Source organism: Amycolatopsis halotolerans (assembly GCF_042647905.1).
Lineage (GTDB): Bacteria > Actinomycetota > Actinomycetes > Mycobacteriales > Pseudonocardiaceae > Amycolatopsis > Amycolatopsis halotolerans.
Genome location: NZ_JBHRWI010000061.1, coordinates 64,563 through 89,740 on the forward strand (window position 1 = coordinate 64,563; position 25,178 = coordinate 89,740).

The following is a 25,178-nucleotide window of genomic DNA, read 5'->3' on the forward strand; positions in this document are numbered from 1 at the left end:
ATGCCCGCCTTCGACGAACTGATGACCTTGCGCGACCGCCCGCGCCCGGCAGCCGACGAGGTCACGATCACCGGCGCGGACCCGCTTTTCGCGTCGCCGTTCCGGATCGGCGAAACCCTCGCCGACGCACTCGCCGCCCGCGCGGTCGCCGCGAACGATCTGTGGGAACTGCGCACCGGACGTCGGCAGAAGATCGGCGTTGACGTCCGCGCCGCCGCGGCCACCGCTCTCGGCGGCGAAGACATGACGCTCATCCGTGCCGCGGACGGCGAATACCGTCCCGCGCCGCTTTCGCCCGCCGTCGAGCACATGGTCGCGCTCACCCAGCCCTGGCCGACCGCCGACGGACGCTGGTTTCTGCCGCACTTCAACCTGCCGCACCTGGAACGCCGGGTCCTGGACGTCCTCGGCTGCGAGCCGACGCCGTCCTCCGTCGCCGCCGCAGTCGCCAAGTGGAAGGCCGACGATCTCGAGGACGCCATCGCCGCCGCCGGCGCGTGCGGGGGAGTGGTCCGGACGCCGGACGAGTGGCTAGCGCACCCGCACGGCTCCTACCTGGCCTCACGTCCCGTTGTCGAGATCACCAAAATCGCCGACAGCGCCCCTTCTCCGCTGCCTGACGGCGGGGCTTCCCCTCTTTCTGACGTCCGAGTCCTGGACCTGACCCGGATTCTGGCGGGCCCCACCGCGGCGCTGAGCCTGGCCGAACACGGCGCGAACGTGCTGATGGTGACCGCTCCGCACTTGCCCCAAGTCGCGCCGTTCGTCCGGGATACCAGCCACGGCAAGCGCAGCACGTACCTCGATTACTCCACAGTGGACGATGCTGCCCGATTGCGGTCTTTGGCCAGCACCGCGGACGTGTTCGTCGAAGGCTACCGCCCAGGCCGGATGTCGGCCCACGGCTTCGGACCGGAGGATCTTGCTGCACTGCGCCCAGGAATCGTTTATGTGACCGTGAACTGCTTCGGCTCCGGCGGCCCGTTCGGGATGCGAGCCGGATGGGACCAGGTCGCCCAAGCCGTGACCGGTGCTTGCGTTGTTCAGGGCAGCGACCGTCCACAGTTGACTCCGGTGTACCTGTGCGACTTCCTGACCGGCTTCCTCGGCAGTTACGGCGCGATGCTGGCACTGGCCCGGCGGGCCCGGGAGGGCGGTTCGTATCATGTGCAGGTTTCGCTGTGCCAGTCGTCGATGTTGTTGCAGCGACAGGGTTTGCTGACGGATTACGCAGATGCTCCGGGCCGTCTTTCGCCGGCGGAATTCGAGCGGTACGCGGTTTCGGATGAGGACACGAGCTATGGGGATCTCAAGAGCCTTGGTCCGGTGATCCAGATGAGCGAGACCCCACTTGGCTGGGCTGGGACGACGCCTCGGCTGGGGAGTTCGCGGCCGGAGTGGTGATGAGGTGCGCCCGCATTTCCCGCAGAGCACGCCCGGTCTGCAGGGGGTGCTTGTGCGTGGCTCAGGCTGAACCGCGCCTTTCGACGACTGCCTGGAAATGCGGGCACGACGCGAGATCGTCATGGTCGCAGCCGAGGGCGCAGTCGACCAGGTCGAGCGACGCTTGGGCTGCGGCGATCCGGGCCGCCAGTTCGGTCCGGCGGCGGCGCAGGAGGTGTGTGCGCTGCCCGGGTTCGCGCGCGGTGAGCAGCGCGCCGATGTCTTCCAAGCTGAAACCGGCTTCTTTGGCCCGCAGGATCACCGCGATCCGGCGGAGGTCGTCCTCACCGTAGCGGCGACGGGAGCCGGTGACGCGCGCCGGGGCCAGCACGCCGACCGATTCCCAGTGCCGCAGGACGTGCGTCGCCAGGCCGAAGCGCTCGGCTGCCGCTCCGATGGTCAGCTCGCTTGACTTCATGTCGTCATTAAGTCGCAGCATGGCGGACATGTCCACCGAGACCCTCATCCGCCTGCTCGACGCCGCCGACGCGCTGCCCGGCGCGGCCAGCCTGCGCGCACGTACCTATGACCTGCTTCGCCTCGACCCCGGACAGGCGGTAGCGGACGTCGGCTGCGGCTCCGGCCGGGCCGTCGCCGAGCTCGCCGTACGCGGGGCAAAGGCGGTTGGCGTCGACCCCGACCCGGGGATGCTCGAGGCCGCTCGACAGCGCTGGCCCCAGCTGGACTTCCAGGCGGGAACCGCGGAAGCGCTGCCGCTCGCGGATGGTGCCGTGGCCGGATATCGCGCGGACAAGGTGTTCCACGACGTTCGCGATCTGGCGGCAGCCTTCGCCGAGGCTCGTCGCGTGCTGGCACCGGGCGGACGGATCGTGCTGGCGGGCCAGGACTGGGACACCGTCGTGATCGACTCCGACGACCCAGCGCTGACGCGCACGATCGTCCACGCTCGCGCGGCCCTGGTGACGAACCCCTCGGTCGCCCGCTCCTATCGGACTCTGCTGCTGGACAACGGATTCATTGACGTTTCGGTCGAGGTGCCGACGGCGGTCTTCACCGAGGCCACGATGCTGCCGATGGCGACCGGCCTCGCCGAAGCGGCTCGCGCGGCCGGAGCGATCGACCGCGAACGCGCTGACGCGTGGATCGCCGAACAGGCCGCCCGCGCCCGGGACGGTCGGTTGTTCATGGCGGTTCCGTTGTTCGTCGCGGCGGCTACTCGGCCTTGATCCGTTGGGGCTACGGGGTTTGGTGTGTGTCGCAGTCGGGCTTCGGGCAATTCTCCGCGTTCCGGGCGTTCCAGGCTGCCAGCATCTTCTCGTACCGCGTCTCGAACTCGGCGGTGCGGCGGGCTTGCCACGGCGATACGGCCAGGCGCTGGGTCACCAGGAGGTCGCAGGACTCAATCCGGGCGGCTTCGAGTCCTCCCGCGGCGAGGATTGCGAGCATCGCCTTGGCCATCGACTCGTCGATCCGGCGGCGGTGGCCGGATTGACGGGAGAGATGCGATTCTCGGGGCGAAGTTGTTCAGTCGCGGGGCATTCATTCGTTCCTGAGCGCGATTTCGCGCGAATCGCCTGTCTGGGCGCGAATCAGAGTGTTTGGCTCGGTCGCGTGCTGCGCGACTCCGCCTGTGTTTTGCCTATGCTGCAAGGGGAGAGGGAGGGATGATGGCAGACGCTGAGTACAAAGGCGAAATGGACCAGGGTCGGGCCGCGCTGGCGGTGCGGGATTACCGTGCGGCCTACCGGCACTTCGGGCGTGCGCATAATCTTGGCCACGACGTACTGGCCGACCACCTCGCGGCGCACCGCGGACTGTTGGCCACCGCATGGAAGCAGCGACGGTTCGATCGGGTCGTCGCACAGCTCTTCCTGATGGGCGGGGCCGCCCTGTTTGACCGGAATCAGCAAAAACCGACCAGTGTTGCCTGAGCGGCGCGTGCCTGAGCCGCACTTTGTCCGGGGACGTACTATTATGGCCGGGCAGGGATGCGGGGACAGGCTTTCGGCGGGCCGGACGGGTCTGCCGGGGCGCGGGTGCGTAGTTAAGGTCGAGGGATGTCGACAGCAGTGGGTGGGTCAGCGAAAGGCGGCTCCCGGGCGGGGCGTCGGGTCAGCCTGGAGGTGCCGACGGATCTTGCCGCGGCGCCTGGATATGGGGCTCGCCGGCTGTACCAGGCGTATTTGGCGGCTTGGAATCGGCATGTCGATTCGGTGTTGACCGGGCCGCAGTTCGCGGTGCTGTCGGCCGTGCGGGCTTATCCGGGGTTTGATCAGACCGCGTTGGCCAAGGCCGTGGCGCTGGACACTTCGACGATGGCTGACGTTTGTCGGAGGTTGGAGAACCGGGGGCTGATCGCTCGGGGCCCCGCACCGCACGATGCTCGGGCGAAGGTGCTGACGCTGACGGAGGACGGGGCGGCCGCGTTCCGCGAGGTGACTCGGCGGACGCGGAAGCTGGATCAGGCGTTGCTCGCGGACTGCCCGGAAGAGCGGCGGGCGGAGATCGCGGGGATGTTGAACGAACTGGGTGCGTTGTGGGAAGCGGTTGCCGAGCGGCCGGAGATCTGACTCGCTTGGCCGCCGCCGCCGCCGCCGCCGCCGCCGCCGCCGCCGCCGCAGTTCGTGAGGGGAACCTTCAGGAACTCTGATTCCGTGAGGGTTCCCCTCACGACCCGCCCAAGTCCGTGAAGGGCTCCTTGAAGGAATCTGATTCCTTCAAGGAGCCATTCACAGACCACCCGCCCAGCAGCCACCCGCGCACCCGACAATCGAGGCACCCAGCCCCCGCCCTGCACCCCGATACGAAGCCTCCCGTCAGCACAATCAAGCTTCGGGGTGCGGGGCCCCACCACGCCGCGGTTTCGTGAGGGGAACCCTCACGGAAAGCCTCGCCGCGTAGGGCCAATCCGTTCGGGACAGGCCAGCAATGCCAGTCGGGCTGGAACGTTCCTGCGGCGTCAGTCCGGCTGGAACAGTGCTGCGGTATCAGTTCAGTCGGAACAGTCCCACGGGACCAGTCCGGCCGGAACGATCCCGCAGCACCAGTCCCGCAGCGCTAATCCAGCCGGAACAGCCCCGCAGTACCAGCCCGGCCGGAACGGCCCCGCAGAACTAGTCCGGCCGGAGCAGTCCCGCAGTACCAGCCCAGCCGGAGCAGCCCCGCAGTACTAGTCCGGCCGGAACAGTCCCGCAGTACTAGTCCAGTCGGAACATTCCTGCGCCACCAGTCCAGCCGGGGACGCTTCAGCGGCGGCACCTCAACCCCAGCCTCCCCAGCTGTAGCAGCTCAACCGAACCCACCCACCCAACGCCACCTCAAGCCGCAGCCCGCACTCCCTTGCCTCACCTCACTCGGTAACCACCCCACCACCCACCGCGCCCAAAACACCCCACCTCCACAAAACTCCCCCGCCGACTATTGCGTGTTCGGATAATCCGTGTTCGGATTAACCGCATCCAGGCGAGCATCTGCCGGAAGCGGCTAAGCGGTAGGAGGTCAGCAGGTGGCGGCGAGTCAGTCGTTCGAGGTAGTGGTCGCCGGCGGCGGCTTGGGCGGGCTGTGTGCCGCCTTGTCGTTGCGGCAGCGCGGGTTGCGGGTCACCGTGGTCGAGGCCGCGCCGCAACTGGGCGAGATCGGGGCCGGGATCCAGACGGCGCCCAACGCCAGCCGGATCCTGATCGGACTGGGGTTGAGGGCAGAGCTTCAGCGGGTCAGGTGCGAGCCGCAGGACCAGGTCCGGCGACGCTGGGCCGACGGCAGCATCATCGCGCAGCTCCCGCTCGGCCAGCGGGTCGTCGAGCAATACGGGGCACCGTATTGGCATTACCACCGGGCGGATCTGCATTCCGTTCTCCTGCGGGCGTGCATCGACCCCGACGGGGCGGGGCCGGTCGTGAAGGTGGCGACTGCGGCGAAGGTGGTCGACCTTGATCGCGGCAACCCGGAGCGGCCCGCCGTGATCACCGAGGACGGGCGGCGGTTCGAAGGCGACGTCGTCGTAGGCGCGGACGGGATCCGGTCCGCGGTAAGGGATCTGGCCGGATTCGACGACACCCTCGCGTTCTCCGGCGAGATGGCGTACCGGGCATTGATCCCGGGAGATTCGATCGCGGCGGATCCGGCGACGAGGTTCCTGGTCGACCGCTATCACTCCACGATCTGGTACGGCCCGGACAAACACCTCGTCCACTACATGATCCGCGGCGGCGAGTACCTGAACGTGGTGGCGATCGTGCCGTGCACGGAGGAAGTCGAGAAAAACTGGAGTGCGCCGGCCAGCGCGGAGCAGCTCGCGGCGGAATACTCCGACTGGGACGATCGCGTGCCGACGATGCTGGCCAAGGCCAAGGACGACGTCTCGGTCTGGGCGATGTACCGACGGCGCCGCGATCCGGTGTGGGTGGACGGGCGCGTTGCGTTGCTCGGGGATGCTTGCCACGCAATGCTTCCGTACCAGGCGCAAGGGGCGTCGCAGGCGATGGAGGACGGGGCGGTTCTCGCGGAGGAGCTGGGGCAGGCGACCCGCGAGGGGATCGACAACGCACTGACCCGGTATGTGCACCGGCGCGCGAAGCATGCTGGGATGGTGCAGGACGCGTCGCTGCGGAACATGAGTTTTTACCATCTCCCGGACGGTCCGGAGCAGCGCGAGCGCGACGAAAAGCTGCGGAGCTTCGACGGCGAGTCCGATGTGTCCTACGACTGGCTGTGGAACGGAACCCCGCTGGGCGACCCCGACAACGAATCCATTCACTACCAGTTCGCCCGATAGCACGAAACGGCACACGCAGACTTCGCAAAGGAGCAAAGGCTATGCGTACCGGAGACCAGGTGGTCCAAGACCTGCCGTGGCGCTGGCGCGTCCAGGGCAAGATCTTCCTCATCGGCGGGCTCGGCTACATGTTCGACGCCTGGGACGTGGCGCTGAACGGATTCCTCACCCCGTTGGTGGGCACGGAATTCGGGCTGTCGGCCACGCAGCGGGGGTTTGTCGCCACCGCCAACCTGATCGGCATGGCGGTGGGGGCGGTCGCCTGGGGGACGGTCGCAGACCGGATCGGCCGCAAGCGGGCGTTCAGCATTACGTTGCTGTTGTTCGCGTTCTTCTCGGTATTCGCGGCGTTGTCGCCGAATATCGAGGTCTTCCTGCTGCTGCGGTTCCTTGCCGGGGTGGGGCTCGGCGGGTGCATTCCGGTGGATTACGCCATTGTCAGCGAGTTTTCGCCGCGCAAGCAACGCGGGCGCGTACTGTCCGCAATGGACGGTTGGTGGCCGGTCGGCACGACGCTGGCGGGGGCGTCGGCGACGTTGCTGCTTCCGGTTTCCGGGAACTGGCGCTGGATGCTGGTCCTGATGATCCTGCCCGCGGTGCTGTTGTTCTGGGCGCGGCGCGGGGTTCCGGAATCGCCGCTGTATCTGGTGCGCAAGGGGCGCGAGGCGGAAGCCCGGCTGGTCATCGACGATCTCGTCGAGCGCACCGGCGCGCCGAAGGAGCAGTACCGGATTCCGCCGGCGATCGAGGAGGACAAGCGCGGCGGCGGCTTGTTCGCGGCGGTCGATCAGTTGCGCCGCGTGTGGGCGTACAACCCGAAGGTCACGGGAGTCGCCTGGGCGTTGTTCATCACCGTGATGCTGGTGTACTACGCCGCGCTGAGCTGGATGCCGTCGATCCTCAAGGCACAGGGCTTCGGGGAGATCGCCGCGTTCGCTTCGACCACTTTGATGAACGCGCTCGGTATCGTCGGAGTCGTGGTGGCGGTGTTGCTGGTGGACCGCATCGGCCGCAAGCGGGTGATCGCCGCGGCCGGGCCGCTCGCCGCGGTCACGCTGGTGATTTTCTCGCTGGTGCTCGGCTCGGCCGGGGCCGCGGTGGTGGCGATCGGCGCGTTCGGGCTGTTCTCGCTCATCGTCATCCCGGTGATGTACGCCTTCGTGTCCGAGCTGTACCCGACGGAGCTGCGCGCTTCGGGCTTCGGCTGGGCGTCGTCGTCCAGCCGGGCGGTCACCGGGTTCGCGCCGCTGCTGTTCGGCAGCGTGCTGTGGCCGGTGCTCGGGTTGCCGCTGACGTTCACGCTGCTCGGCCTGCTCGTCGTCGGCGCCGTGGTGTTCATGGTCTTCTGCGCGCCGGAAACGCGGGGCCGGGAGCTGGACCACATCGACGGCGAGACCGCGCCGGCGCCGCAACAGTCCGAAATGGACGCAGTCTGATCAACGGCAGCAGAAAGGGAATCGCATGAAGCCCGCCGCGTTCGCCTACCACCGGGCGCACGACGTCGCCGACGCCGTCGGCCTGCTTTCCGACCTCGCCGCGCGAGGCCGGGAGCCGAAAGCGATCGCGGGCGGGCAGAGCCTGATGCCGATGATGAGCTTCCGCCTGGCCCGCCCGAGCGACCTGGTCGACCTCGGGCGGCTCCGCGACCTGCCGGGGATGACGGACATCGTCCAGACCGGTTCGACGCTCCGCATCGGCGCGATGACGACGCACCGCACGGTCGAGCTAGCCGAGCTCGGCCCGGGGTTCGCGGTGCTGGCGGAGGCGATGCGGTACGTCGGGCACCTGCCGATCCGGTCTCGCGGCACGGTCGGCGGCAGCCTTGTGCACGGCGACGCCACCGCGGAGTGGTGCATGCTCGCGCTGCTGCTGGACGCGGTGATCGTCGCCGAAGGACCGAACGGCCGCCGCGAAATCCCGGCGGGGGAGATGTTCTACGGCTTCTACGCGACTGCCGTGGAGGCGGACGAGGTCGTCACCGAGGTGCGGTTCACCCGGGCGGCTCCGAAGGCCGCGTTGACCGAGTTTTCCCGGCGGGCTGGCGATTTCGCGACGGTCGCGGCGGCGGTGACGCTCGAACCTCGCGCGGACGGTTCGCTGGAAGGCGGCCGGGTGGTGCTCGGCGGGGTCGCGCCTGCGCCGTTGCGGGTGCCGGCGGCCGAGGAGGTCCTGGCGGGCGGAGTGCCGGGGCCGGAGTTGTTCGCTGAGTGCGGCCGAGCGGCGGCGGAGGCGATCGATCCGCGGGGAGACGCGCAGGGCAGCGCGGATTACCGGCGTGCGTTGACGCGGACGTTGGTGGCGCGGAGTTTGGGCCAGGCGTGGGAGAGGGGAGACCGGTGATGGCGAGCAAACCCGAAGAACCCCGGTTCGACGGCCGGGGCGGCAAGTGGATCGGCGCGTCCGTGCGCCGTCGCGAGGACCCGCGGCTGGTCACCGGCCGCGGACGGTTCGTCGACGACATCCACCTCCACGGCATGCTCCACGCCGGGTTCGTGCGCGCGACCGTCGCGCACGGCAAGATCACTGAACTCGACCTCAGCGCGACCCGCGAGGTGGACGGCGTCGTAGCCGCGTATTCGGCGGAAGACCTGCAGCTCGGCGACATGGTCGCGCTGCTGGACCGTCCGCCCGAGGAGTTCACGCCGACCACGATGCCGATTCTCGCGCGCGGCAAGGTGCGGTTCGTCGGCGAGCCGATCGCGCTGGTCATCGCGAAGGATCCGTACGCGGTCGAGGACGGCATCGAAGCCGCGCAGGTCAGCTACGAGGTCCTCGACGCCGTCGTGTCCGAGGAGACCGCGCTCGCCGAGGACGCGCCGTTGGTGCACGAGGACGCGCCGAGCAACGTGCTGCTGGACGTCACCTCGTTCGACACTCCGGGCGTGGACGAAGCGTTCGCGGACGGGTGCGTGATCGAGCTCGTCACCCGCAGCGGGCGGCAGAACGCGTTGCCGCTGGAGACGCGGGGCGCGGTGGCGTCCTGGGACGACCGCGACGAGCAGCTTCTCGTCCAGACCTGCAGCCAGGTGCCGCACCAGGTTCGCACCGTGCTGGCGCGTTCGCTGCGGATTCCGGAGCGGTCGGTGCGCGTGGTGGTCCCGGACATGGGCGGTGGCTTCGGGCAGAAATGCGTTGTCGGGCGGGAGGAAATCGCGGTCGCGGCGGCGGCGAAACTGTTGCGGCGTCCGGTGAAGTGGATCGAGGACCGGAGCGAAGCCCTTGCGTCCGGGTTCCTCGCGCGCGAGCAGCGGTATCGCACGCGCGCCGCGTTCACTCCAGCAGGCCAGCTGACCGCGCTGGAGTCCGACATCGTGTGCGACATGGGCGCGTACTCGTGCTATCCGTTCACCGTCGGCATCGAACCGCTGATGGCGGCGGCGGAAATGCCGTCGGTGTACCGGGTTCCGGCCTACCGCGTGCGGGCGAGGGCGATCACCAGCAACAAAGCGCCGACCGCGCCGTATCGCGGGGTCAGCCGCCCGCAGTACGTCATGGTGATGGAGCGGATCATGGACCTGGCCGCGCGCCGCCTCGGGCTCGACCCGGTGGAGATTCGCCGCCGCAACGTGATCACCGAGTTCCCGTACACCGGCATCAACAAGGTGACTTACGACCCGGGCAGCTACCTCGAATCGCTGGAGCTGGGCGAAAAGATCCTCCGCGACGAGGGCTGGTACGAGCGGCGCGAGCAGAACCCGTACCTGGGCATCGGCTTCAGCTGCTTTTCCGAGCGCACCGGCTACGGCTCCGAGGCGTTCGCCAAACGGAAGATGACCGTCGTCCCGGGGTTCGACGTGAGCGAGATCCGGATGGACCTCACCGGCTCCGTCGTGGTCACCAGCGGCACGATCAACCACGGGCAGTCCCACGAAACGACGTTCGCGCAGATCGTCGCGGAACGGCTCGGCGTCGACCTCGCCAAGGTCAAGCTGCGCCAAGGCGACACCGAGCGGATTTCCTACGGCTGGGGCACTTTCGCCTCGCGCTCGGTGACCATCGGCGGCTCCGCGGTGGCGACGGCGGCGACCCGGCTGGGCGAGCAGCTCTGCGTCATCGCGGCGCACCTGCTGGACACCCGGGCCGAGAACGTCGGACTCGACGGTGACGGGGGAGTGATCCAGCTCGACGACCCCCACCGGCGGCTCTCGTTCGAGGAGATCGCCGACGTCGCGTACCTGCGCAGCCACCTGCTGCCCAAGGAGGCCGAACCGACGCTCACCGCCACCGCCGCGTTCGACGTCCCCGGCGACGGCACGTTCTCGAACGCGACCCACGCGGTCGTGGTGGAAGCCGATCCGGGCACTGGCCAGGTCAAAATCCTCCGCTACGCCTGTGTCGAGGACTGCGGCGTGGTGATCAACCCGAAGGTGGTCGACGGGCAGGCGCGCGGCGGCATCGCGCAGGGCATCGCGGGCGCGCTGTTCGAGGAGGTCACCTACGCGGAGAACGGCGAACCGTCGGCGGCGAGCTTCATCGACTACCTCGTCCCGACCGCCGCGGAGATTCCCGACATCACCGTCGACCACCTCGAAACCCCTTGCGCCTTCACCGAAAGCGGCGCGAAGGGAGCCGGGGAGGGCGGCACGATCGGCGCGCCCGCGGCGGTGCTGAACGCGGTCAACGACCTCCTCTGGCGCACCGGGGTCCAACTGGAGCAGACCCCGATCCACCCCGAAGCCGTCCTCGCCGCGCTCGCCGCGGCCGACCGGGAGAAAGCGGGAACCGGCGCATGACCGACAAACAGCTGATCGTCCTGACCGTCAACGGCGAGGAGCACGAACTCCTCGTCGAGCCCCGGTGGACCCTGCTCGACGTGTTGCGGCACAATGTGGGCCTCACCGGCACGCACGTCGGCTGCGAGCACGGCGTGTGCGGGGCGTGCACGATCCTGGTCGACGGCGAACCGGTGCGCGCCTGCCTGATGTACGCCGTGCAGGCGGAAGGCTGCGCGATCCGGACTGTCGAAGACCTTGGCACGCCTGAAGAACCGAACGATCTGCAGCAGGCGTTTTCGGAACACCACGGCCTGCAGTGCGGCTTCTGCACGCCCGGATTCCTCATGCTCGCCGAAGGATTCCTCGCGCAGGAGCCGTCGCCGACGCGTGAGGAGATCCGGGAGACGGTGTCGTCGAACCTGTGCCGCTGCACCGGGTACCAGACCATTGTGGACGCGATCGAGGCGACCGCCGCCCAGCGGTGCGCCGGAACCGGCAGGAAAGAGGACGCTGTCCGATGATTCTCGAGAACACCCTTGACCTTCCCGGCGATCCGGACACGGTGTTCGCGCTGCTCAACGACGTCGAGCGGGTCGCGGGCTGCCTGCCCGGCGCGGTGCTGGAGGGCCGGGACGGCGAGTCCTACCTCGGCAAGGTCAAGTTCAAGGTCGGCCCGGTCAGCGCGGCGTACGCGGGCAGGGTGCGGTTCACCGAGATCGCCGAGGGCGAGCGGCGGCTGCGGCTGTCGGCCCGGGGCGCGGACAGCCACGGAAACGGCGACGCGGAAGCCGAGGTCACGCTGACCCTGGTGCCCGGTCCGAAGGGGTCGTCGCTCAATCTGCACACGGATCTCGTGGTGCGCGGCAAGATCGCGCAGTTCGGCAAGGGCGCGATCAGCACGGTGTCGAACCGGATCCTGCAGCAGTTCGCGCAGAATCTCGGCCAGCTGCTGGAAAACGGCGGCACCACAGCCGAGCCGACGACTGCTGCCGCGCCTGCGTCGGATTCGCTCGACGGTCTGGCGATGCTGCTCCCGCCCAACGCGAAGCGTTACCTCCCCGTGGTCGCGGCGGGCGCGCTCGGGCTGTTCCAGGGCTGGTTGCTCGGCCGGGTCCGGTCGCAGCACAAACTGATCAAGGAGCTGCTGCGTGAACGCGCCTGAGAACGGACTGCACGGCACCGAGACCGACCAGACCTACGCTCGCGCGGGTTTTGGCGCCGCGGTGCCGAGGGGAACCGCGCCGGTGCTGGTCGTGGTCGACCTGACCCGCGGCTTCACCGAACCGGATTTCCCTTCCGGCGCAGACCTTTCCGTCGAAGTCGAAGCCGCCGCTGCGCTGGTCCGGGCCGCGCACGAGAGCGGAGCCCCGGTCGTCTGCACCGCGATCAGCTACACCCCCGCGGAGGCGGACGGCGACGCGATCGCGTGGCTGCGCAAGGCTCCCGGCATGCGCAGCCTGCGCGACGGAAGCGCCGAAGTCGCGCTCGATCCTCGGCTGGAACGGCGCGACGAAGACCACCTGATCGTCAAGAAGGGCGCGTCCGCCTTCCACGGCACGAGTCTCGCCGCCCTGCTTACCGGCCTCGGCGCGGACACCGTGCTGGTCTGCGGCGCGACGACTTCGGGTTGTGTGCGGGCCACCGCGGTCGACGCCGTGCAGTCCGGCTTCAACACGCTCGTCGTCCGGGACGCCTGCGGCGACCGCGCGCGGGGACCGCACGACGCCGCTCTCTTTGACCTGCAAGCCAAATACGCCGACGTGATCGGTCTGGGCGAGGGCGTCGAGCTGCTCGCCAAGGCCCGCTAGGAGTTCCCGTATGTCTTCAGTTTCCGACCGGGTGCTGACCCAGCCCGCGCTCGCCGATCTGGCGGACGTCCCGGCGAAGAGCGTCTGGGTGCGGTCCGGTTCCGTCCGGCTGCACGTCCTCGACTACGGCCCGGCCGACGGCGTCCCGCTGGTGATCCTGCCCGGGATCACCAGCCCGGCGATCACCATGGACTTCGTCGCCCGCGAGCTGACCGACCTGGTCCGCCCGCTGGTGCTCGACATCCGCGGCCGCGGCCTGTCCGACGACGGGCCCGGCTACGACCTCGACGCGTACGCCGCGGACGTCGAGGCCGTCATTGACCAGCTTCAGCTGGCGAATCCGCTGCTGTTCGGCCACTCGATGGGCGCGCGGATCGCGGCCAAAGCCGCGCTGTCCGGCGGGATCGCGGGCACTGTCCTCGCCGACCCGCCGATGAGCGGTCCCGGACGCCCGTACCCGACCTCCCTGGCGGTCTTCGAATCGCAACTGGACCAAGCGCGACGGGGGACCAGCGCGGACGAGGTCGCCGCCTCGTGGCCGCGATGGCCGCGCCGGGAACAGGAACTGCGTGCTCGCTGGCTCGCGTCGTGCTCGCGGACCGCGATCGCCGCGACGCACGCGGGTTTCGAATCCGAGGAATTCCCTCCGTTGTGGGAAAACCTGCCCGGGCCCGCCGTGCTGCTGTACGGCGCGGAGAGCCCGGTGGTGACCTCGGCGGACGTCGCGGTGCTGGAGAAATCGCCGCATCCGCTGGTAGCCGTGGCGGGTGCCGGGCACATGATCTTCTGGGACGAACCCCAGCCCGCCCTCCACGCCCTTCGCTCGACCTTGAAAGACCTGCTCGCCCCTCGCACCTGATCCGCCGTCCGTGAGGGGAACCCTCAGGGACTCTGATTCCCTCAGGGTTCCCCTCACGCACTTTTCCCAATTCCGCGTACTCGGATAATCCGTATTCGGACAATCAAGGAGGTCGCCATGGACCAGAACCTGTTCAACGACATCTGCCTGCGCCAGCTGACTTTTTCCGGCGTGCACGAGGGGGAGACGGTCGTCGTGCTGACGCGCGGCGCCGAGCGCGGGGAGTACGCGGACGCCTTCCTCTGGGCCGCCCAGCAGCTCGGCGCGGCGACCTATCACATGCGGCTGCCGTCGCCGGCGAGCGCGTCCGGCGCGTGGGCGGTCGGGCAGTCCGGCCTTGACCAGCTGCCGCTCGCGGTGGAGGCGCTGAAGGCCGCGGACATGGTCGTGGACTGCACGTTCCTGCTGTTCAGCGAGGAGCAGTTCGCGATCCAGGCCGCCGGCACCCGGATCCTGACCGCCGTCGAACCGCCCGAGCTGCTGGCCCGGCTGATGCCGACGAAGGAGCTGCGCGAGCGCGTCGAGACCGGCGCGGAACTGCTGGCCAAGGCCAAGACCATGCGGATCACCAGTCCGCACGGGACGGACGTCACCTACCAGCTGGGCGTGTACCCGACGATGAGCGAGTACGGCTACACCGACCAGCCGGGCCGCTGGGACCACTGGCCCGCGGCGTTCGTCTTCACCGGCGGTTCGGACGACGGCGTGGACGGCAAGATCGTGCTCGCGCCCGGCGACGTGCTGCTGCCGTTCAACACCTACGTGCAGACGCCGGTCGAGCTGACCATCGAAAAGGGCTTCATCCAGGACATCCGCGGCGGCGCGGGCTCGTCCGGCCTCGACGCCGACCTGCTGCGCGGCTACATCGAATCGTTCGACGACCCGCGCGGCTACGGCATGTCGCACGTCGGCTGGGGCCTCGACGAGCGGGCGCACTGGCACGGCCTGACCCAGTTCCCCGGCGGCATGGGCATGGAGCTGCGCAGCTTCTACGGCAACGTGATGTTCTCGATCGGCCCGAACAACGAACTCGGCGGCCCGAACGACACGGCGTGCCACTTCGACATCCCGATGCGCGGCAACAGCCTGTACCTCGACGACGAGCTGATCGTCGACGCGGGCGAGCTGACCGTCAAGGACATGCGCCCGGCGGCGAAGCGATGACCGACCACCACATCGGGATGATCGTCCCTAGTTCCAACCTGACCATGGAAACCGAGCTGCCGCGGATGCTGCGCGCCCGCGAGGAGCGGTACCCGGAGGACCGGTTCGTCTTCCATTCCGCCCGCGCGCGGATGCAGCACGTGACGCCGGAGCAGTTGCGCGCGATGAACGCCCAGGCGGAACGCGCGGCCACCGAGCTTGCGGACGCGCGGCCTGGCGTCGTGGCGACAGCGTGTCTCGTCGCGATCATGGCGCAGGGGCCGGGATATCACTGCACTGCCGAGGATTCGATCACGTCGGCGTTGCGCGCGGAAGGCTCGGACGCGCCGGTGGTTTCGTCGGCGGGCGCGCTGCTGTCCGGGATCGCCGCGTTGGAGGCGAAGCGGGTCGCGATCGTGACGCCGTATCTGAAACCGTTGACCCAGGCGGTGATCGAGTACCTGGAGGACGCGGGCGTCGAGGTGGTCGATTCGCTGTCCCTGGAGGTGCCCGACAACCTCGCGGTGGCGCGGCTGGACCCGGCGGATCTGCTTGAGCACTACCGGAAACTGGACCTTTCGCGGGCGGACGCGCTGGTGCTGTCGGCTTGTGTGCAGATGCCGTCGCTGCCCTCGATCCAGCCGGTTCAGGACGCGGTGGGGATTCCGGTGCTTTCGGCGGCTACGGCTACGACGTTCCGGATCCTCTCCGAGCTGGGGGTTGCGCCGGAGGTGCCGAACGCGGGGCATTTGCTGAGCGGGAAGGTTCCGGCGGCCGGTTAGCGGCCCGCGGGGGCAGGCTTCGGCCTGCCCCTGCGGGGTTTCACGCGTGGCACTGGTAGAGCGTCTGAGCTCCGCCCATCGGCCCGGCCTCCTGCTGTGCGGAGGCCGGTTTTCCGCCGTAAGCGGCCGGATCGACGGTGGTGCAGTGCTGCTTGATCCACTCCTGCCGCTTTTCCCCGGCTCCGCCGCTCATTCCCGGCATGCGCATGCCGCCGGTGCCGCCGAGGACGAACTTGAGCTTGCCTTCGGCGGTCCACTGCTGGAGCTGGCCGACCGACGGCGAATCGTCGCTGCCGAGGAAGCCGCCCATGCCGATCACGGTCTCGTCGGAGCCGATGATGAAGTTCGACGACATCATGGCCGAGCCGTCGACCGCGAGGGTGATCTCCGCGCCGCCGCTGTGCTGCTTGGCGTAGTCGAGGACGCGCCGCTGGTCGTCGGTGAGCTTGCCGTTCATGAAATCGGCCATCCCACCGGGCTTCCGCGCGCCGCCGGGGGCTCCCGGCATTCCGCCCGGGCCGCCGGGGAACCCGGAAGCGTCCGGCGACCCGCCCGGCATTCCACCTGGGAAGTCAGCGGCGTCCGGCATTCCGGGCATTCCCGCTTCGCGCCCGCCGCCGGGCATCCGCATCCCGCCGAATCCGCCCGGGAAGCCGAGGCCGCCCGGCCCGGCCGAAGGCATGCCGCCCATGCTCTCGCCGGTCGCCGCCGTCGCGGTGGACCACACGGTCGGCACGAACAGCACGGTAACGACCGCCAGCACCAGCGACGCCCGGGTCAGGATCGCCTTTCGCACCGAGGTCAGCTTCCCCAGCACGAGCGCGACGACCGCGACCACGCCGACCGCCAGCACTGTCCACCGGGTCCAGCCGTGCCACGAGGGATCGCGGTTGGCGAGGACGAACGCCCAGCCCGCGGTGAGCGCGACGGCCGCGGGCAGCAGCAACCAGCCGTAGCCGGAGCCCTGCCGGTACTCGCGCCAGAACCCGGTGAGCCCGGCCGCGCAGATCGCGGCGATCGCCGGGGCCAGCATGGTCGTGTAGTACGGGTGCCAGATCCCCCGCGCGTAGCTGAAGACCACGCCGGTCACCAGGAGCCAGCTGCCCCAAGCGAACCAGCCTGCCCGCCGCGCCGGGTCGCCCGGCTGCTTCCGCCGGATGCCGCGCACCGCGACGGCGACCAGGACCAGCAGCGCCAGCGGCAGCAGCCAGGAGATCTGCCCGCCGACCGAACTGCTGAACATCCGGCCGAGCCCGGTCTCTCCGCCGAACGGGCCGCCGCCGCCCTGCGGCGGGGTCATGCCCGCGGGCAGTTCCATGCCGCCGGGCAGGTCTCCGCCGCGCGGGCCGCCTCCTCCGGGACCGAAGTTGCCCTCGCCGCCGAAGATCCGGCCGAAACCGTTGTAGCCGAAGATCAGGTTCAGCGCGGTGCCGTCGGTGCTGCCGCCCATGTACGGTTTCGAGCCCGGCCACAGGTCGTGCAGCGCGGTCCACCAGAACGAGGAAACGATCAGCACCCCGGCCGCGCCCAGCAGGTCCAGCAGCCGCCGCTTGACCGGCGCGGAGGTGCCGACGAAGTACGCGAGCGCGAAGCCGGGCAGGACGATCCACGCCTGCATCATCTTGGTGACGAACCCGCAGCCCACGAAGAACGCGCACCACAGCAGCCACCGGGTGCGCGCGCGGCTCGTGTCCGCCTGCACCGAGCGAGTGAACGCGTAGGCCGCGGCGACGAGCAGCAGCACGAGCAGCGTGTCCGGGTTGTTGTCCCGGTTGATCGCCACGGTGATCGGCGTGAGGGTGAGGATCAACGCGGCCAGCAGCGCGGTGTTTTCCCCGGCCCAGAGCCGCACGGTGCGGTGCAGCAGGAAAACCGCCGCGATGCCTTCGAGCACCTGCGGAAGCAGCAACGACCAGCCGTTGAAACCGAAGACCAGTACCGAAATCGCTTGCGGCCACAGGGACATCGGCGGTTTGTCCACAGTGAACACGCCGTACGGGTCGAACGAACCGAAGAGGAAGTTCGAGAAGCTGCCGGTCATGGACTTCACAGCCGCGGAGTAGTAGCTGTTGCCCAGTTGCCCGCCGCCGATCCGCCAGGCGTAGAGCGCGCCGGCGGCCACGCAGATCACGGCGAGCGCCCACGGCTGCCATCGCGAGCGGTTCGCGGGGGCGGCGGTTTCGGCCGGCGCCGCTGAAGGGGCGTCGACTGTCATTCTTCGTCCTTTCCGTTGTCCTGGCGGAAGACCCAGGTGCGCAGCAATACGAACCGGCCCGCGGTGCCGAGCACCGAGGCCGCGAGCAGCACGGTCAGTTCCAGCGCCCGGCCCGGCTCGGCGGCCAGCGCGTGCAGCAGGAGCAGCGCGGCCGAGGTGAAGGCGTAGTAGAGGCCGAACACCACGAATCCTTGCAGGTGCGCCTTGCGGCGCGGGGTGCCCGCACCGGCGAAGGTGAAGCGGCGGTTGGCCTCGGTGTTGAACAGCGTGGTGAGCACGAGCGCGGCGAGGTTGGCCGCGAGCACCGGCCACCACAGGCGGAAAAGCCCGTAGAGCGCCAGATTCGCGACCGTGGAGAGCACGCCGATCACCGCGAACGACAGGATTTCCCAGAACCGGCCGCCGCCGGGCGGGCTCAGCACCGCGTCCGGGTGCGCGGCCCTCGGCGCGGGACGGCGGGGCAGATCCGGCACCTTCGCCGTGCCCGCCGCCTTGGCCCGGGCGACCCGGATCAGCCCGCGGATGTCGTCGAGCGCGGTCTTGGCGACGTCGACGCGGCTGTCGGCGTCTTCGACCCAGTCGACCGGCACCTCGTGCACGCGCAGCCCGTTGTGCTCGGCCAGCAGCAGGAGTTCGGTGTCGAAGAACCACGCGTCGTCCCGCACGTGGTCCAGCAGCGGGCGCAGCACGTCGGTGCGCGCGGCCTTGAACCCGCACTGCGCATCGGAGAACCGCGCGCCGTGGCTCAGCCGGATCATCTTGTTGTAGCACCGGGAAACGAACTCGCGCTTCGGCCCGCGCACGGTGCGCGCCCCCGGTGCCAGCCGCGAGCCGATGGCCAGGTCCGAGTGCCCGTTGACCAGGGGAGCCACCAGCGGCAGCAGGGCGTCGAGGCCGGTGGAGAGGTCGACGTCCATGTACACCACGACGTCGGCGGTGCTCGCCCGCCAGGTTTCGCGCAGCGCCAGGCCGCGGCCCTTCCGGTCGAGGTGGCGCACCCGCAGCGCCTTGTCGTCGCGGGAGAGCGCCTCGGCGACCTCCAGGGTCCGGTCCGTGCTCGCGTTGTCCGCGATCACGATGGTCCACTCGAAGGGGAACTCGCGGCGCAGGAACTCGCGCAGGACCTGAACGCAGCCGGGCAGGGCGCGTTCCTCGTTGTAGACCGGGATGACGATGTCCACGGTCGCGGTCGCCGCCCCCGGTTCGGGGGACGTGGTCAACCCTCTGGTCGCGCCGACCGACATGCTTCCTCCGTTCGGGGATGGTTTCCGGCCGTGCACGACGCTGTGTGACCGCTTCGGGTCTCACCGTGGCGTGATCGTCGTGAGAAAGACCTGGAAAAAACCTGAGAGGATCGTGAGAAGCTGATCTTTCCCCGGTCGTGGGACGAACAGCGTCCGCACAGGCTGACCGCGTAGCCTCGGCCCGATTCGGGAGGCTCACGACGCGGAAGGGACCGGGCGGATGCGGCTGCTGGTGGTGGACGACGACCCCGACGTGCGGGAAAGCCTCCAGCGCAGCCTCGCCTTCGAGGGCTACGACGTCGCCGTGGCCGCGGGCGGCGCGGCGGCGGTGGCGGCGCTCGCCGGGGCGGCCAGACCCGATCTGGTGATCCTGGACGTGATGATGCCCGAGGTCGACGGACTGGAGACGTGCCGGCGGATCCGGGCGGCGGGGGAGCGGCTGCCGGTGCTGATGCTGACCGCGCGGGACGCGCTGGGCGACCGGGTCACCGGCCTCGACTCCGGGGCCGACGACTATCTCGTGAAGCCGTTCGCGCTGGAGGAGCTGCTGGCGCGGGTACGGGCGCTGCTGAAGCAGAATCGCGCCGCGCCGGGTTCGGCGGTGCACCGGTTCGCGGATCTGGAACTCGACCCGGAAACGCGCGAGGTGACCCGCGCCGGGCGGCGGCTGGAGCTCACGCCGACCGAGTTCGACCTGCTCGCGGTGTTCCTGCGGGCGCCGGAGAAGGTGCTCACCAAGAACCGGCTGCGGCAGGCGGTGTGGGGGCGGGAACCGAGCCGTACCAACAATCTCGACGTCTACGTCGGGTATCTGCGGCGCAAGACCGAGGCGGGCGGGGCGACCCGGCTGCTGCACACCGTGCGCGGTGTCGGATTCGTGCTGCGGGCGCCGTGAGGCGGCATCGGGAGCCCCGGATGCTGCTGCGCAGCCGGGTCGCGCTGATCACCGCCGCGATCGTCGCGGTCGCGATCGCCGCGATCAGCACCGTCACTTATCTGTCCACAGAGCACAGTCTCCGCACGCAGCTGGACGAAACCCTGCTCGGCGGCTGGCCGCCGCCCGGCGAGGGCGATCCTTCGGTGCCGAAGCCGGGATTGGAGGATCTCTGCCGCCGCAGCACCCCCGGCAGGCCGCTGCAGCGGTTCCTGGAAGGCGTCCAGCTGCTGAAAGCGGACGGCACGGTCTGTGCGCCGCCCGGCGTGGACTCGGTCGTCGTCGACCCGGCCGACCTCGCCGCGCGCACGGTGACCCTGCGGGACGGCCACACGCGGTCCGGCACTCCGGTCCGGGTCCTGCTCGGTCCCTTCAGCGACGGGAACGTACTGGTCATCTCGCGCAGCCTCGCCGAGGTCGACAGCACGCTCGCCGGCCTGCGCACCATCCTGATCGCTGTTTCGGTGCTGGGCGCGCTGCTCGCCGCCGCGGCCGGGCTGCTGCTGACCCGCCGCACGCTGCGGCCGATGGCGCGGCTGACCGGCGCCGCCGAGGAAATCGCCCGCACGCACGACCTCGACCTCCCGGTCACCGTGTCCGGCCGCGACGAGGTCGGCCGCCTCGGCCGCGCGTTCGCCGCGATGACCGGCGCGCTGGCCGATTCGCGCAGGCGGCAGCGCGCGCTGGTCACCGACGCCGCGCACGAACTGCGGACGCCGCTGACCAGCCTGCGCACCAACATCGACCTGCTGGCGCGCAGCGAACACACCGGCCGTGCACTCGCCGACGGCGACCGCGGCCGGTTGCTCGACCGGCTCCAGGCGCAGGCGGGCGAACTCGGCGACCTCGTCACCGAACTGGTCGTGCTCGCCCGCGACGAGCACGAGTTCGACCACGCCGACGTCGCCATGGGCACGGTCGTCCGGCACGCCGTCCGCCGGGCGTCGAGCCGCGCGCGCAAGCACACCTTCGACGTGCGGAGCGCCGAATGGCACGTCTGCGGCGACGAGGGCGCGCTGGAACGGATGGTGCTGAACCTGCTGGACAACGCGATCAAGTTCGCGCCCGCCGGTTCGGCGGTCACGGTGCGTTCGGAACCGGGGCTGGTGTCGGTGGCCGACGAGGGCCCCGGCGTCGCCGCGACGGACCGGACGTCGGCGTTCGACCGGTTCTGGCGCGCGCCGGAGGCCCGGTCGCTGCCGGGATCGGGACTGGGCTTGGCGATCGTCGCGGACATCGCGGCCGCGCACGGCGGATACGCGCGCTTCGAGGATCCGCCGTCCGGGCGGGGAGCGCTGGCGGTGGTCCGGGTGCCGCCCGCGGTCGTGGCGGGTTCGCCGCTGCCGCCCGGGATCCGCGACTGACTACCGCCGGGCGGCCACCAGTTCGCGGACCCGCGGCGCGACCTCTCGCGCGAACAACCGGACGGCGTCGGCGGAGTCCACGGACAGGAGAAACGCGCTCATCCCGTGCGTGAGCGCGAGTTCGGCGAGTTGCTCGGCCCATTCGCCGGTGCTGCCGGACGGAATCCCGGGCAGGTTGTACAGCCGCCGGATCTCGCCGGGGGAGCGGCCCGCTTTCCGGGCGGCGTCGTCGATGAGTGCGTTCGCGGCGGGCAGCCGGTCCGGCGGGATCCGGGTCATGCTCGGCAGCCAGCCGTCCGCGGTCCGGCCGATCAGGCGCAGCATGCGCGGGCCGAGCGCGCCGAGCCAGATTTCCATCCGGTGCACCGGGAACGGGCCCGGCGGCGTGCCGGTGAGCCGGTGATGAGTGCCGGGCACGGTGGCGGGCGGCCCGGGTGTCCACAGTGCACGGACGACTTCGATCGCTTCCGTAAGCGCGTCGAAGGCTTCGCCGGGCGTGTACCGCGGACCGCCCTGGGCGGCGATGTCGTCCCAGTACGCGCCAGCGCCGAGGGCGAGTTCGGTGCGGCCGCCGGTGAGCAGGTCGAGACTCGCGGCCGAGCGCGCGAGCACGGCGGGCGGGCGCAGGGGCAGGTTGGCGACGTTGGGGAACACGCGCAGCCGCTCGGTGCGCGCCGCGACGACGCTCAGGACGGTCCACGCGTCGAGCAGGTCCGGGCGATACGGGTGGTCCGGCACGCTGAGCAGGTCGAGCCCGGCCGTGTCGGCGGCTTCGGCGAGCCTGGTCGCGGCGGCGGGGGAGGCGGCTTCCGGCAGGAGGATGACGCCGAACTGGAGGTCGTGGCCGTAGTCAGGCATGGGTCGCCCAAAATCGTGTCATGACGACATGATTACCTGACGAAACGAAACCTGTCCAGCGGGTAGGGTCCCGGAATGGACGAACTGCGCCCGCCGACCCTGCTCGCGCTGCCGTCGTACCTCGCTGGGCACGTCGCGCGGATCGGACGCCGCGAACTGGCGGGCGCGCTTGAGAAGCGCGATCTCCGGCTGCCGCTTTTCGCCGTGCTGGCCGGGCTTTCCGACTTCGGTCCGCTGGCACAGCACGCGCTCGCCGACCGGCTCGGGCTCAACCGCAGTCACCTCGTCGGCTACCTGGACGAACTGGAACGCCGGGACCTCGTCGGCCGCGAACGCGATCCGGACGACCGGCGGCGTCAGCGCGTCACGCTCACCGAAGCCGGGAAGGCGCTGACGGGGGAGCTGAAACGGGAGGCCAGCCGGTCGCAGGACGTGTTTCTTGCCGAATTGTCGGCGAAAGAACGCGAGACGCTGGTTTCCTTGCTGCGGCGGGTGGTGGTCGCGGACGACCGGGCACAGGCGGGGACCGGGCAGTTCCGCTCCCGGTGATTGCCCTGCGGCGCAACGGGTAACCGGAGCCTTCCCGACACCTGAGGAGGCAGCATGGCCGCACCCACCCGAACCGACCTCATCACCGTGATCACCGACGACCACCGCGACGTGGAGCGGGTGTTCGCCGAACTCGAGGCCGAACCCAAGGCGGGCAACCGGAAAGACGTGGTTGATCACGTGATCGCCGAACTGGTCCGGCATTCGATCGCGGAAGAACAGCTCATGTACCCGGCCGCGCGCAAGTACCTCGACGACGGCGACGAGATCGCCGACCACGAGATCGAGGAGCACGGCGAGGCCGAGAAGGTCATGAAACAGCTGGAGGGCAAGCACCCCGGCGAGCCGGAGTTCGAGGAGCTGCTGGGCAAGCTCATCGCGGACGTCCGCCACCACATCAAGGACGAAGAGACTGATCTCCTGCCGCGGCTGCGGGAAGCCTGTTCGGCCGAGGAACTCGACCGGCTGGGCGAGCGGGTGCTGGCGGCGAAGAAGGCCGCGCCGACCCGGCCGCATCCCCACGCGCCGAGCAAACCGCCCGCCAATCTGATCCTCGCGCGGGGCGCGGCGTTCGTCGACAAGATCCGCGACGCGCTGACCGGGCGGAGGAGCTGACTGGACCGACAGCGGCCAACAAGGCGCACGATTCTTGCTCGCCGGAAACCGTTGCGGGTACCCGATAGCGGGCCTGGTTTAACGTCGCGTCCGCGCGGCTAACCAGGCCCATGCGGATCTTGCTGTGGCACGTACCCGGATCGTGGCCCGACGCCGTCGCGGAGGGCGCCCGATGAGGATCGCGATGGTGGCCGGGCACGCCAGTCCGCTCGCCGCGCCGGGAGAGGACGGCGCGGGCGGCCAGAACGTCCACGTGGCAGGCCTTTCCGCGGCGCTGGTCCGCAGCGGGCACGACGTGACTGTCTACACGCGACGCGACGACCCGGAAGCGCCCGCCTCGGTGGACGTTCCGGCCGGTTATCGCGTCGTGCACGTCCCGGCGGGCCCGGCGCGCCGGCTGCCGAAGGACGAATTCGTGCCGTATCTAGGGGAATTCGGCAGCTGGCTGCGCGACCGGTGGACGGAGGAGCCGCCGGACGTGGCGCACGCGCACTTCTGGACGTCCGGGGTCGCGACCGTCCTCGCCGCGCGCGAGGCCGGAGTGCCGACAGTGCAGACGTTTCACACGCTGGGCGTGGTGAAGCGGCGGAATCTGGGCGACTCCGACACGAGCCCGCCGGACCGGATGAGGCTGGAGCGGATGGTCGGCAAGCAGGCCGGCCGGATCGTTGCGGGCTGCTCGGACGAGGTGTTCGAACTGGCTCGTCAGGGGGTGCCGCGACAGCGGATCTCGGTAGTGCCGTGCGGGGTCGACCCCGACCGGTTCGGCACCGGCGGCCCGGTGGCTTCGCGGACCGCGCCGAAGCGGCTGGTGTCGGTGGGGAGGTTGGTGCCGCGCAAGGGATTCGACCTGGCTGTCGCTGCTTTGCCGCGGGTGCCGGACACCGAACTGGTGATCGCGGGCGGACCGCCTTCCGCGGCGCTCTCGCGGCATCCGGAGGCGCAGCGGCTGCGGCGGCTCGCGGAGCGGCTCGGGGTCGCTGACCGGGTACAGCTGGCAGGTCAGGTGAGCTGTGCTGAGATGCCGGCGTTGCTGCGTTCGGCGGACGCGGTGCTGTGCACGCCTTGGTACGAGTCGTTCGGGATCGTCCCGCTCGAGGCGATGGCGTGCGGGGTGCCGGTGGTGGCCGCCGCGGTGGGCGGTTTGGCCGACACGGTGGTGGACGGCATCACCGGACGCCTGGTGCCGCCGCGCGATCCGGCCCGGCTTTCGGCTCGGCTGCGGGCTTTGCTGGACGAACCCGCCGAGTTGGAGGCCCTGGGGACGGCGGGCCTGGAGCGGGTTCGGGCGCGGTACTCGTGGGACCGGATCGCGGCGGAGACCGTGCGGGCGTACGAGAAGGCCATGCCGGTGGGAGAGTCCGGGTGGGCTGCGGCGCGGTGAAGGCCCGGGGCGTCGCGTACGCGACAGCACCGGAGGGCTTGCGTGCGGCCGAAATTCGGTGCCGTGCGGACGATGTTCAGCATCGCGACGCGCGTCGTGTCGTGACCGTCCGGCATGGGGATTCCGCCACCGCCCGGAGCGCGTTACTCCTCGCGCAGCGATTTCGCGACGGAACCGCCTGCTTCGTCCGCCTGTTCGCCGGGGTCCGGATCCGCCCTTCGCTGCGGGAGATCTTCGTCCGGGGCCACCGCCTGGGCCGCTTCCGCCCGGGCGAGAGTCTCGTCGTCGGGCGGGTTTTGCGCGGGCTGGACGTCCGGCCGTTCCTCGGCGAGCCTGCGGCCGAGCGGTGCGCCTTCGCGCGCCTCGGCGGGCGTCGTGGCCTCCCTGGTCGCCGGGCTCCAGCGTTCGGCGGGTTCGACGCCGTCCTCCAGCGGGTCGACCCGCAGTTCGTCCTCGTCGAGTGCCTCGGACGGGTCGAGCGTTTCGGGCTCAGCCGGATCGCGGTCGGCCATCGTGCTCCCTTCTCCGTA

25 protein-coding genes are annotated in these 25,178 nt (G+C 70.1%); 19 read left to right on the plus strand and 6 right to left on the minus strand.

Annotated features, from left to right (window positions below; genetic code table 11):
• Positions 1-1,404 (plus strand): CoA transferase, encoded by a 1,404-nt coding sequence (locus ACFORO_RS39150; protein WP_377871526.1) that lies wholly within the window; start codon positions 1-3, stop codon positions 1,402-1,404.
• A gap of 61 nt (positions 1,405-1,465) precedes the next feature.
• Here the strand turns inward: ACFORO_RS39150 and ACFORO_RS39155 are convergent, their stop codons facing one another.
• Positions 1,466-1,861 carry a helix-turn-helix domain-containing protein gene (locus ACFORO_RS39155; RefSeq protein WP_377871525.1) on the minus strand — a complete coding sequence of 132 codons (396 nt, stop codon included), beginning with the start codon at positions 1,859-1,861 and terminating at the stop codon, positions 1,466-1,468.
• A gap of 28 nt (positions 1,862-1,889) precedes the next feature.
• Here ACFORO_RS39155 and ACFORO_RS39160 point away from each other — a divergent pair, with 28 nt between their 5' ends.
• Positions 1,890-2,630 carry a methyltransferase domain-containing protein gene (locus ACFORO_RS39160; protein ID WP_377871524.1) on the plus strand — a complete coding sequence of 247 codons (741 nt, stop codon included), beginning with the start codon at positions 1,890-1,892 and terminating at the stop codon, positions 2,628-2,630.
• Between the two features lie 10 nt (positions 2,631-2,640).
• Here ACFORO_RS39160 and ACFORO_RS39165 read toward each other — a convergent pair whose 3' ends face one another.
• Complete coding sequence (locus tag ACFORO_RS39165) at positions 2,641-2,862, minus strand: hypothetical protein (RefSeq protein WP_377871523.1); 222 nt, start codon at positions 2,860-2,862, stop codon at positions 2,641-2,643.
• 209 nt (positions 2,863-3,071) lie between these two features.
• Here ACFORO_RS39165 and ACFORO_RS39170 point away from each other — a divergent pair, with 209 nt between their 5' ends.
• The 12 genes from ACFORO_RS39170 to ACFORO_RS39225 all read left to right on the plus strand — a co-directional run bounded on the left by ACFORO_RS39170 (position 3,072) and on the right by ACFORO_RS39225 (position 15,485).
• Positions 3,072-3,335 carry a DUF3703 domain-containing protein gene (locus ACFORO_RS39170; RefSeq protein ID WP_354750925.1) on the plus strand — a complete coding sequence of 88 codons (264 nt, stop codon included), beginning with the start codon at positions 3,072-3,074 and terminating at the stop codon, positions 3,333-3,335.
• 138 nt (positions 3,336-3,473) lie between these two features.
• On the plus strand, positions 3,474-3,974 hold the full coding sequence (locus tag ACFORO_RS39175; protein ID WP_377871599.1) for a MarR family winged helix-turn-helix transcriptional regulator: 501 nt from the start codon (positions 3,474-3,476) through the stop codon (positions 3,972-3,974).
• A 935-nt stretch (positions 3,975-4,909) separates the two neighbouring features.
• Entirely contained in the window at positions 4,910-6,178 is a 1,269-nt protein-coding gene (locus tag ACFORO_RS39180; protein WP_377871522.1) for an FAD-dependent monooxygenase, read from the plus strand.
• A 41-nt stretch (positions 6,179-6,219) separates the two neighbouring features.
• Positions 6,220-7,614, plus strand: a complete 1,395-nt coding sequence (locus ACFORO_RS39185; RefSeq protein WP_377871521.1) for an MFS transporter — start codon at positions 6,220-6,222, stop codon at positions 7,612-7,614.
• Positions 7,615-7,639: 25 nt separating this feature from the next.
• The gene (locus ACFORO_RS39190) at positions 7,640-8,518 is read left to right on the plus strand and encodes an FAD binding domain-containing protein (protein ID WP_377871520.1); all 879 of its coding nucleotides are present in this window, start codon (positions 7,640-7,642) and stop codon (positions 8,516-8,518) included.
• Positions 8,518-10,911, plus strand: a complete 2,394-nt coding sequence (locus tag ACFORO_RS39195; RefSeq protein ID WP_377871519.1) for a xanthine dehydrogenase family protein molybdopterin-binding subunit — start codon at positions 8,518-8,520, stop codon at positions 10,909-10,911. Before ACFORO_RS39190 ends, ACFORO_RS39195 begins: the two co-directional genes overlap by 1 nt.
• Positions 10,908-11,414 (plus strand): (2Fe-2S)-binding protein, encoded by a 507-nt coding sequence (locus ACFORO_RS39200; RefSeq protein WP_354746516.1) that lies wholly within the window; start codon positions 10,908-10,910, stop codon positions 11,412-11,414. The genes ACFORO_RS39195 and ACFORO_RS39200 overlap by 4 nt, the downstream gene beginning before the upstream one ends.
• Positions 11,411-12,055, plus strand: coding sequence for an SRPBCC family protein (locus ACFORO_RS39205; RefSeq protein WP_377871517.1), 645 nt, complete (start codon positions 11,411-11,413; stop codon positions 12,053-12,055). Before ACFORO_RS39200 ends, ACFORO_RS39205 begins: the two co-directional genes overlap by 4 nt.
• Positions 12,042-12,701 (plus strand): isochorismatase family protein, encoded by a 660-nt coding sequence (locus tag ACFORO_RS39210; protein WP_377871516.1) that lies wholly within the window; start codon positions 12,042-12,044, stop codon positions 12,699-12,701. The genes ACFORO_RS39205 and ACFORO_RS39210 overlap by 14 nt, the downstream gene beginning before the upstream one ends.
• A 10-nt stretch (positions 12,702-12,711) precedes the next feature.
• Positions 12,712-13,560, plus strand: a complete 849-nt coding sequence (locus ACFORO_RS39215; RefSeq protein WP_377871515.1) for an alpha/beta fold hydrolase — start codon at positions 12,712-12,714, stop codon at positions 13,558-13,560.
• 117 nt (positions 13,561-13,677) lie between these two features.
• Positions 13,678-14,724, plus strand: coding sequence for a leucyl aminopeptidase (locus ACFORO_RS39220; protein WP_377871514.1), 1,047 nt, complete (start codon positions 13,678-13,680; stop codon positions 14,722-14,724).
• Positions 14,721-15,485, plus strand: coding sequence for a maleate cis-trans isomerase family protein (locus tag ACFORO_RS39225; RefSeq protein ID WP_377871513.1), 765 nt, complete (start codon positions 14,721-14,723; stop codon positions 15,483-15,485). Before ACFORO_RS39220 ends, ACFORO_RS39225 begins: the two co-directional genes overlap by 4 nt.
• 40 nt (positions 15,486-15,525) lie before the next feature.
• On the opposite strand, the gene ACFORO_RS39230 is transcribed toward ACFORO_RS39225, so the two are convergent.
• Both ACFORO_RS39230 and ACFORO_RS39235 read right to left on the minus strand, forming a co-directional pair.
• Positions 15,526-17,700, minus strand: coding sequence for an ArnT family glycosyltransferase (locus tag ACFORO_RS39230; protein ID WP_377871512.1), 2,175 nt, complete (start codon positions 17,698-17,700; stop codon positions 15,526-15,528).
• Complete coding sequence (locus tag ACFORO_RS39235) at positions 17,697-18,944, minus strand: glycosyltransferase (RefSeq protein WP_377871511.1); 1,248 nt, start codon at positions 18,942-18,944, stop codon at positions 17,697-17,699. The genes ACFORO_RS39230 and ACFORO_RS39235 overlap by 4 nt, the downstream gene beginning before the upstream one ends.
• 220 nt (positions 18,945-19,164) lie before the next feature.
• Here ACFORO_RS39235 and ACFORO_RS39240 point away from each other — a divergent pair, with 220 nt between their 5' ends.
• Complete coding sequence (locus ACFORO_RS39240) at positions 19,165-19,839, plus strand: response regulator transcription factor (RefSeq protein WP_377871510.1); 675 nt, start codon at positions 19,165-19,167, stop codon at positions 19,837-19,839.
• 20 nt (positions 19,840-19,859) lie between these two features.
• A complete protein-coding gene (locus tag ACFORO_RS39245) occupies positions 19,860-21,242 on the plus strand; it encodes a HAMP domain-containing sensor histidine kinase (RefSeq protein WP_377896746.1) in 1,383 nt (460 codons plus the stop codon).
• Here ACFORO_RS39245 and ACFORO_RS39250 read toward each other — a convergent pair whose 3' ends face one another.
• Positions 21,243-22,100: an LLM class flavin-dependent oxidoreductase gene (locus tag ACFORO_RS39250; RefSeq protein WP_377871507.1), complete on the minus strand. Its 858-nt coding sequence runs from the start codon at positions 22,098-22,100 to the stop codon at positions 21,243-21,245.
• A 75-nt stretch (positions 22,101-22,175) separates the two neighbouring features.
• Here ACFORO_RS39250 and ACFORO_RS39255 point away from each other — a divergent pair, with 75 nt between their 5' ends.
• The 3 genes from ACFORO_RS39255 (at position 22,176) to ACFORO_RS39265 (ending at position 24,648) form a co-directional block, all read left to right on the plus strand.
• A complete protein-coding gene (locus ACFORO_RS39255) occupies positions 22,176-22,649 on the plus strand; it encodes a MarR family winged helix-turn-helix transcriptional regulator (RefSeq protein ID WP_377871505.1) in 474 nt (157 codons plus the stop codon).
• Between the two features lie 54 nt (positions 22,650-22,703).
• Entirely contained in the window at positions 22,704-23,264 is a 561-nt protein-coding gene (locus ACFORO_RS39260; protein ID WP_377871504.1) for a hemerythrin domain-containing protein, read from the plus strand.
• Positions 23,265-23,436: 172 nt separating this feature from the next.
• A complete protein-coding gene (locus ACFORO_RS39265; RefSeq protein ID WP_377871503.1) occupies positions 23,437-24,648 on the plus strand; it encodes a glycosyltransferase in 1,212 nt (403 codons plus the stop codon).
• A 143-nt stretch (positions 24,649-24,791) separates the two neighbouring features.
• Here the strand turns inward: ACFORO_RS39265 and ACFORO_RS39270 are convergent, their stop codons facing one another.
• Positions 24,792-25,160, minus strand: coding sequence for a hypothetical protein (locus tag ACFORO_RS39270; protein ID WP_354746542.1), 369 nt, complete (start codon positions 25,158-25,160; stop codon positions 24,792-24,794).
• Positions 25,161-25,178: the final 18 nt, after the last annotated feature.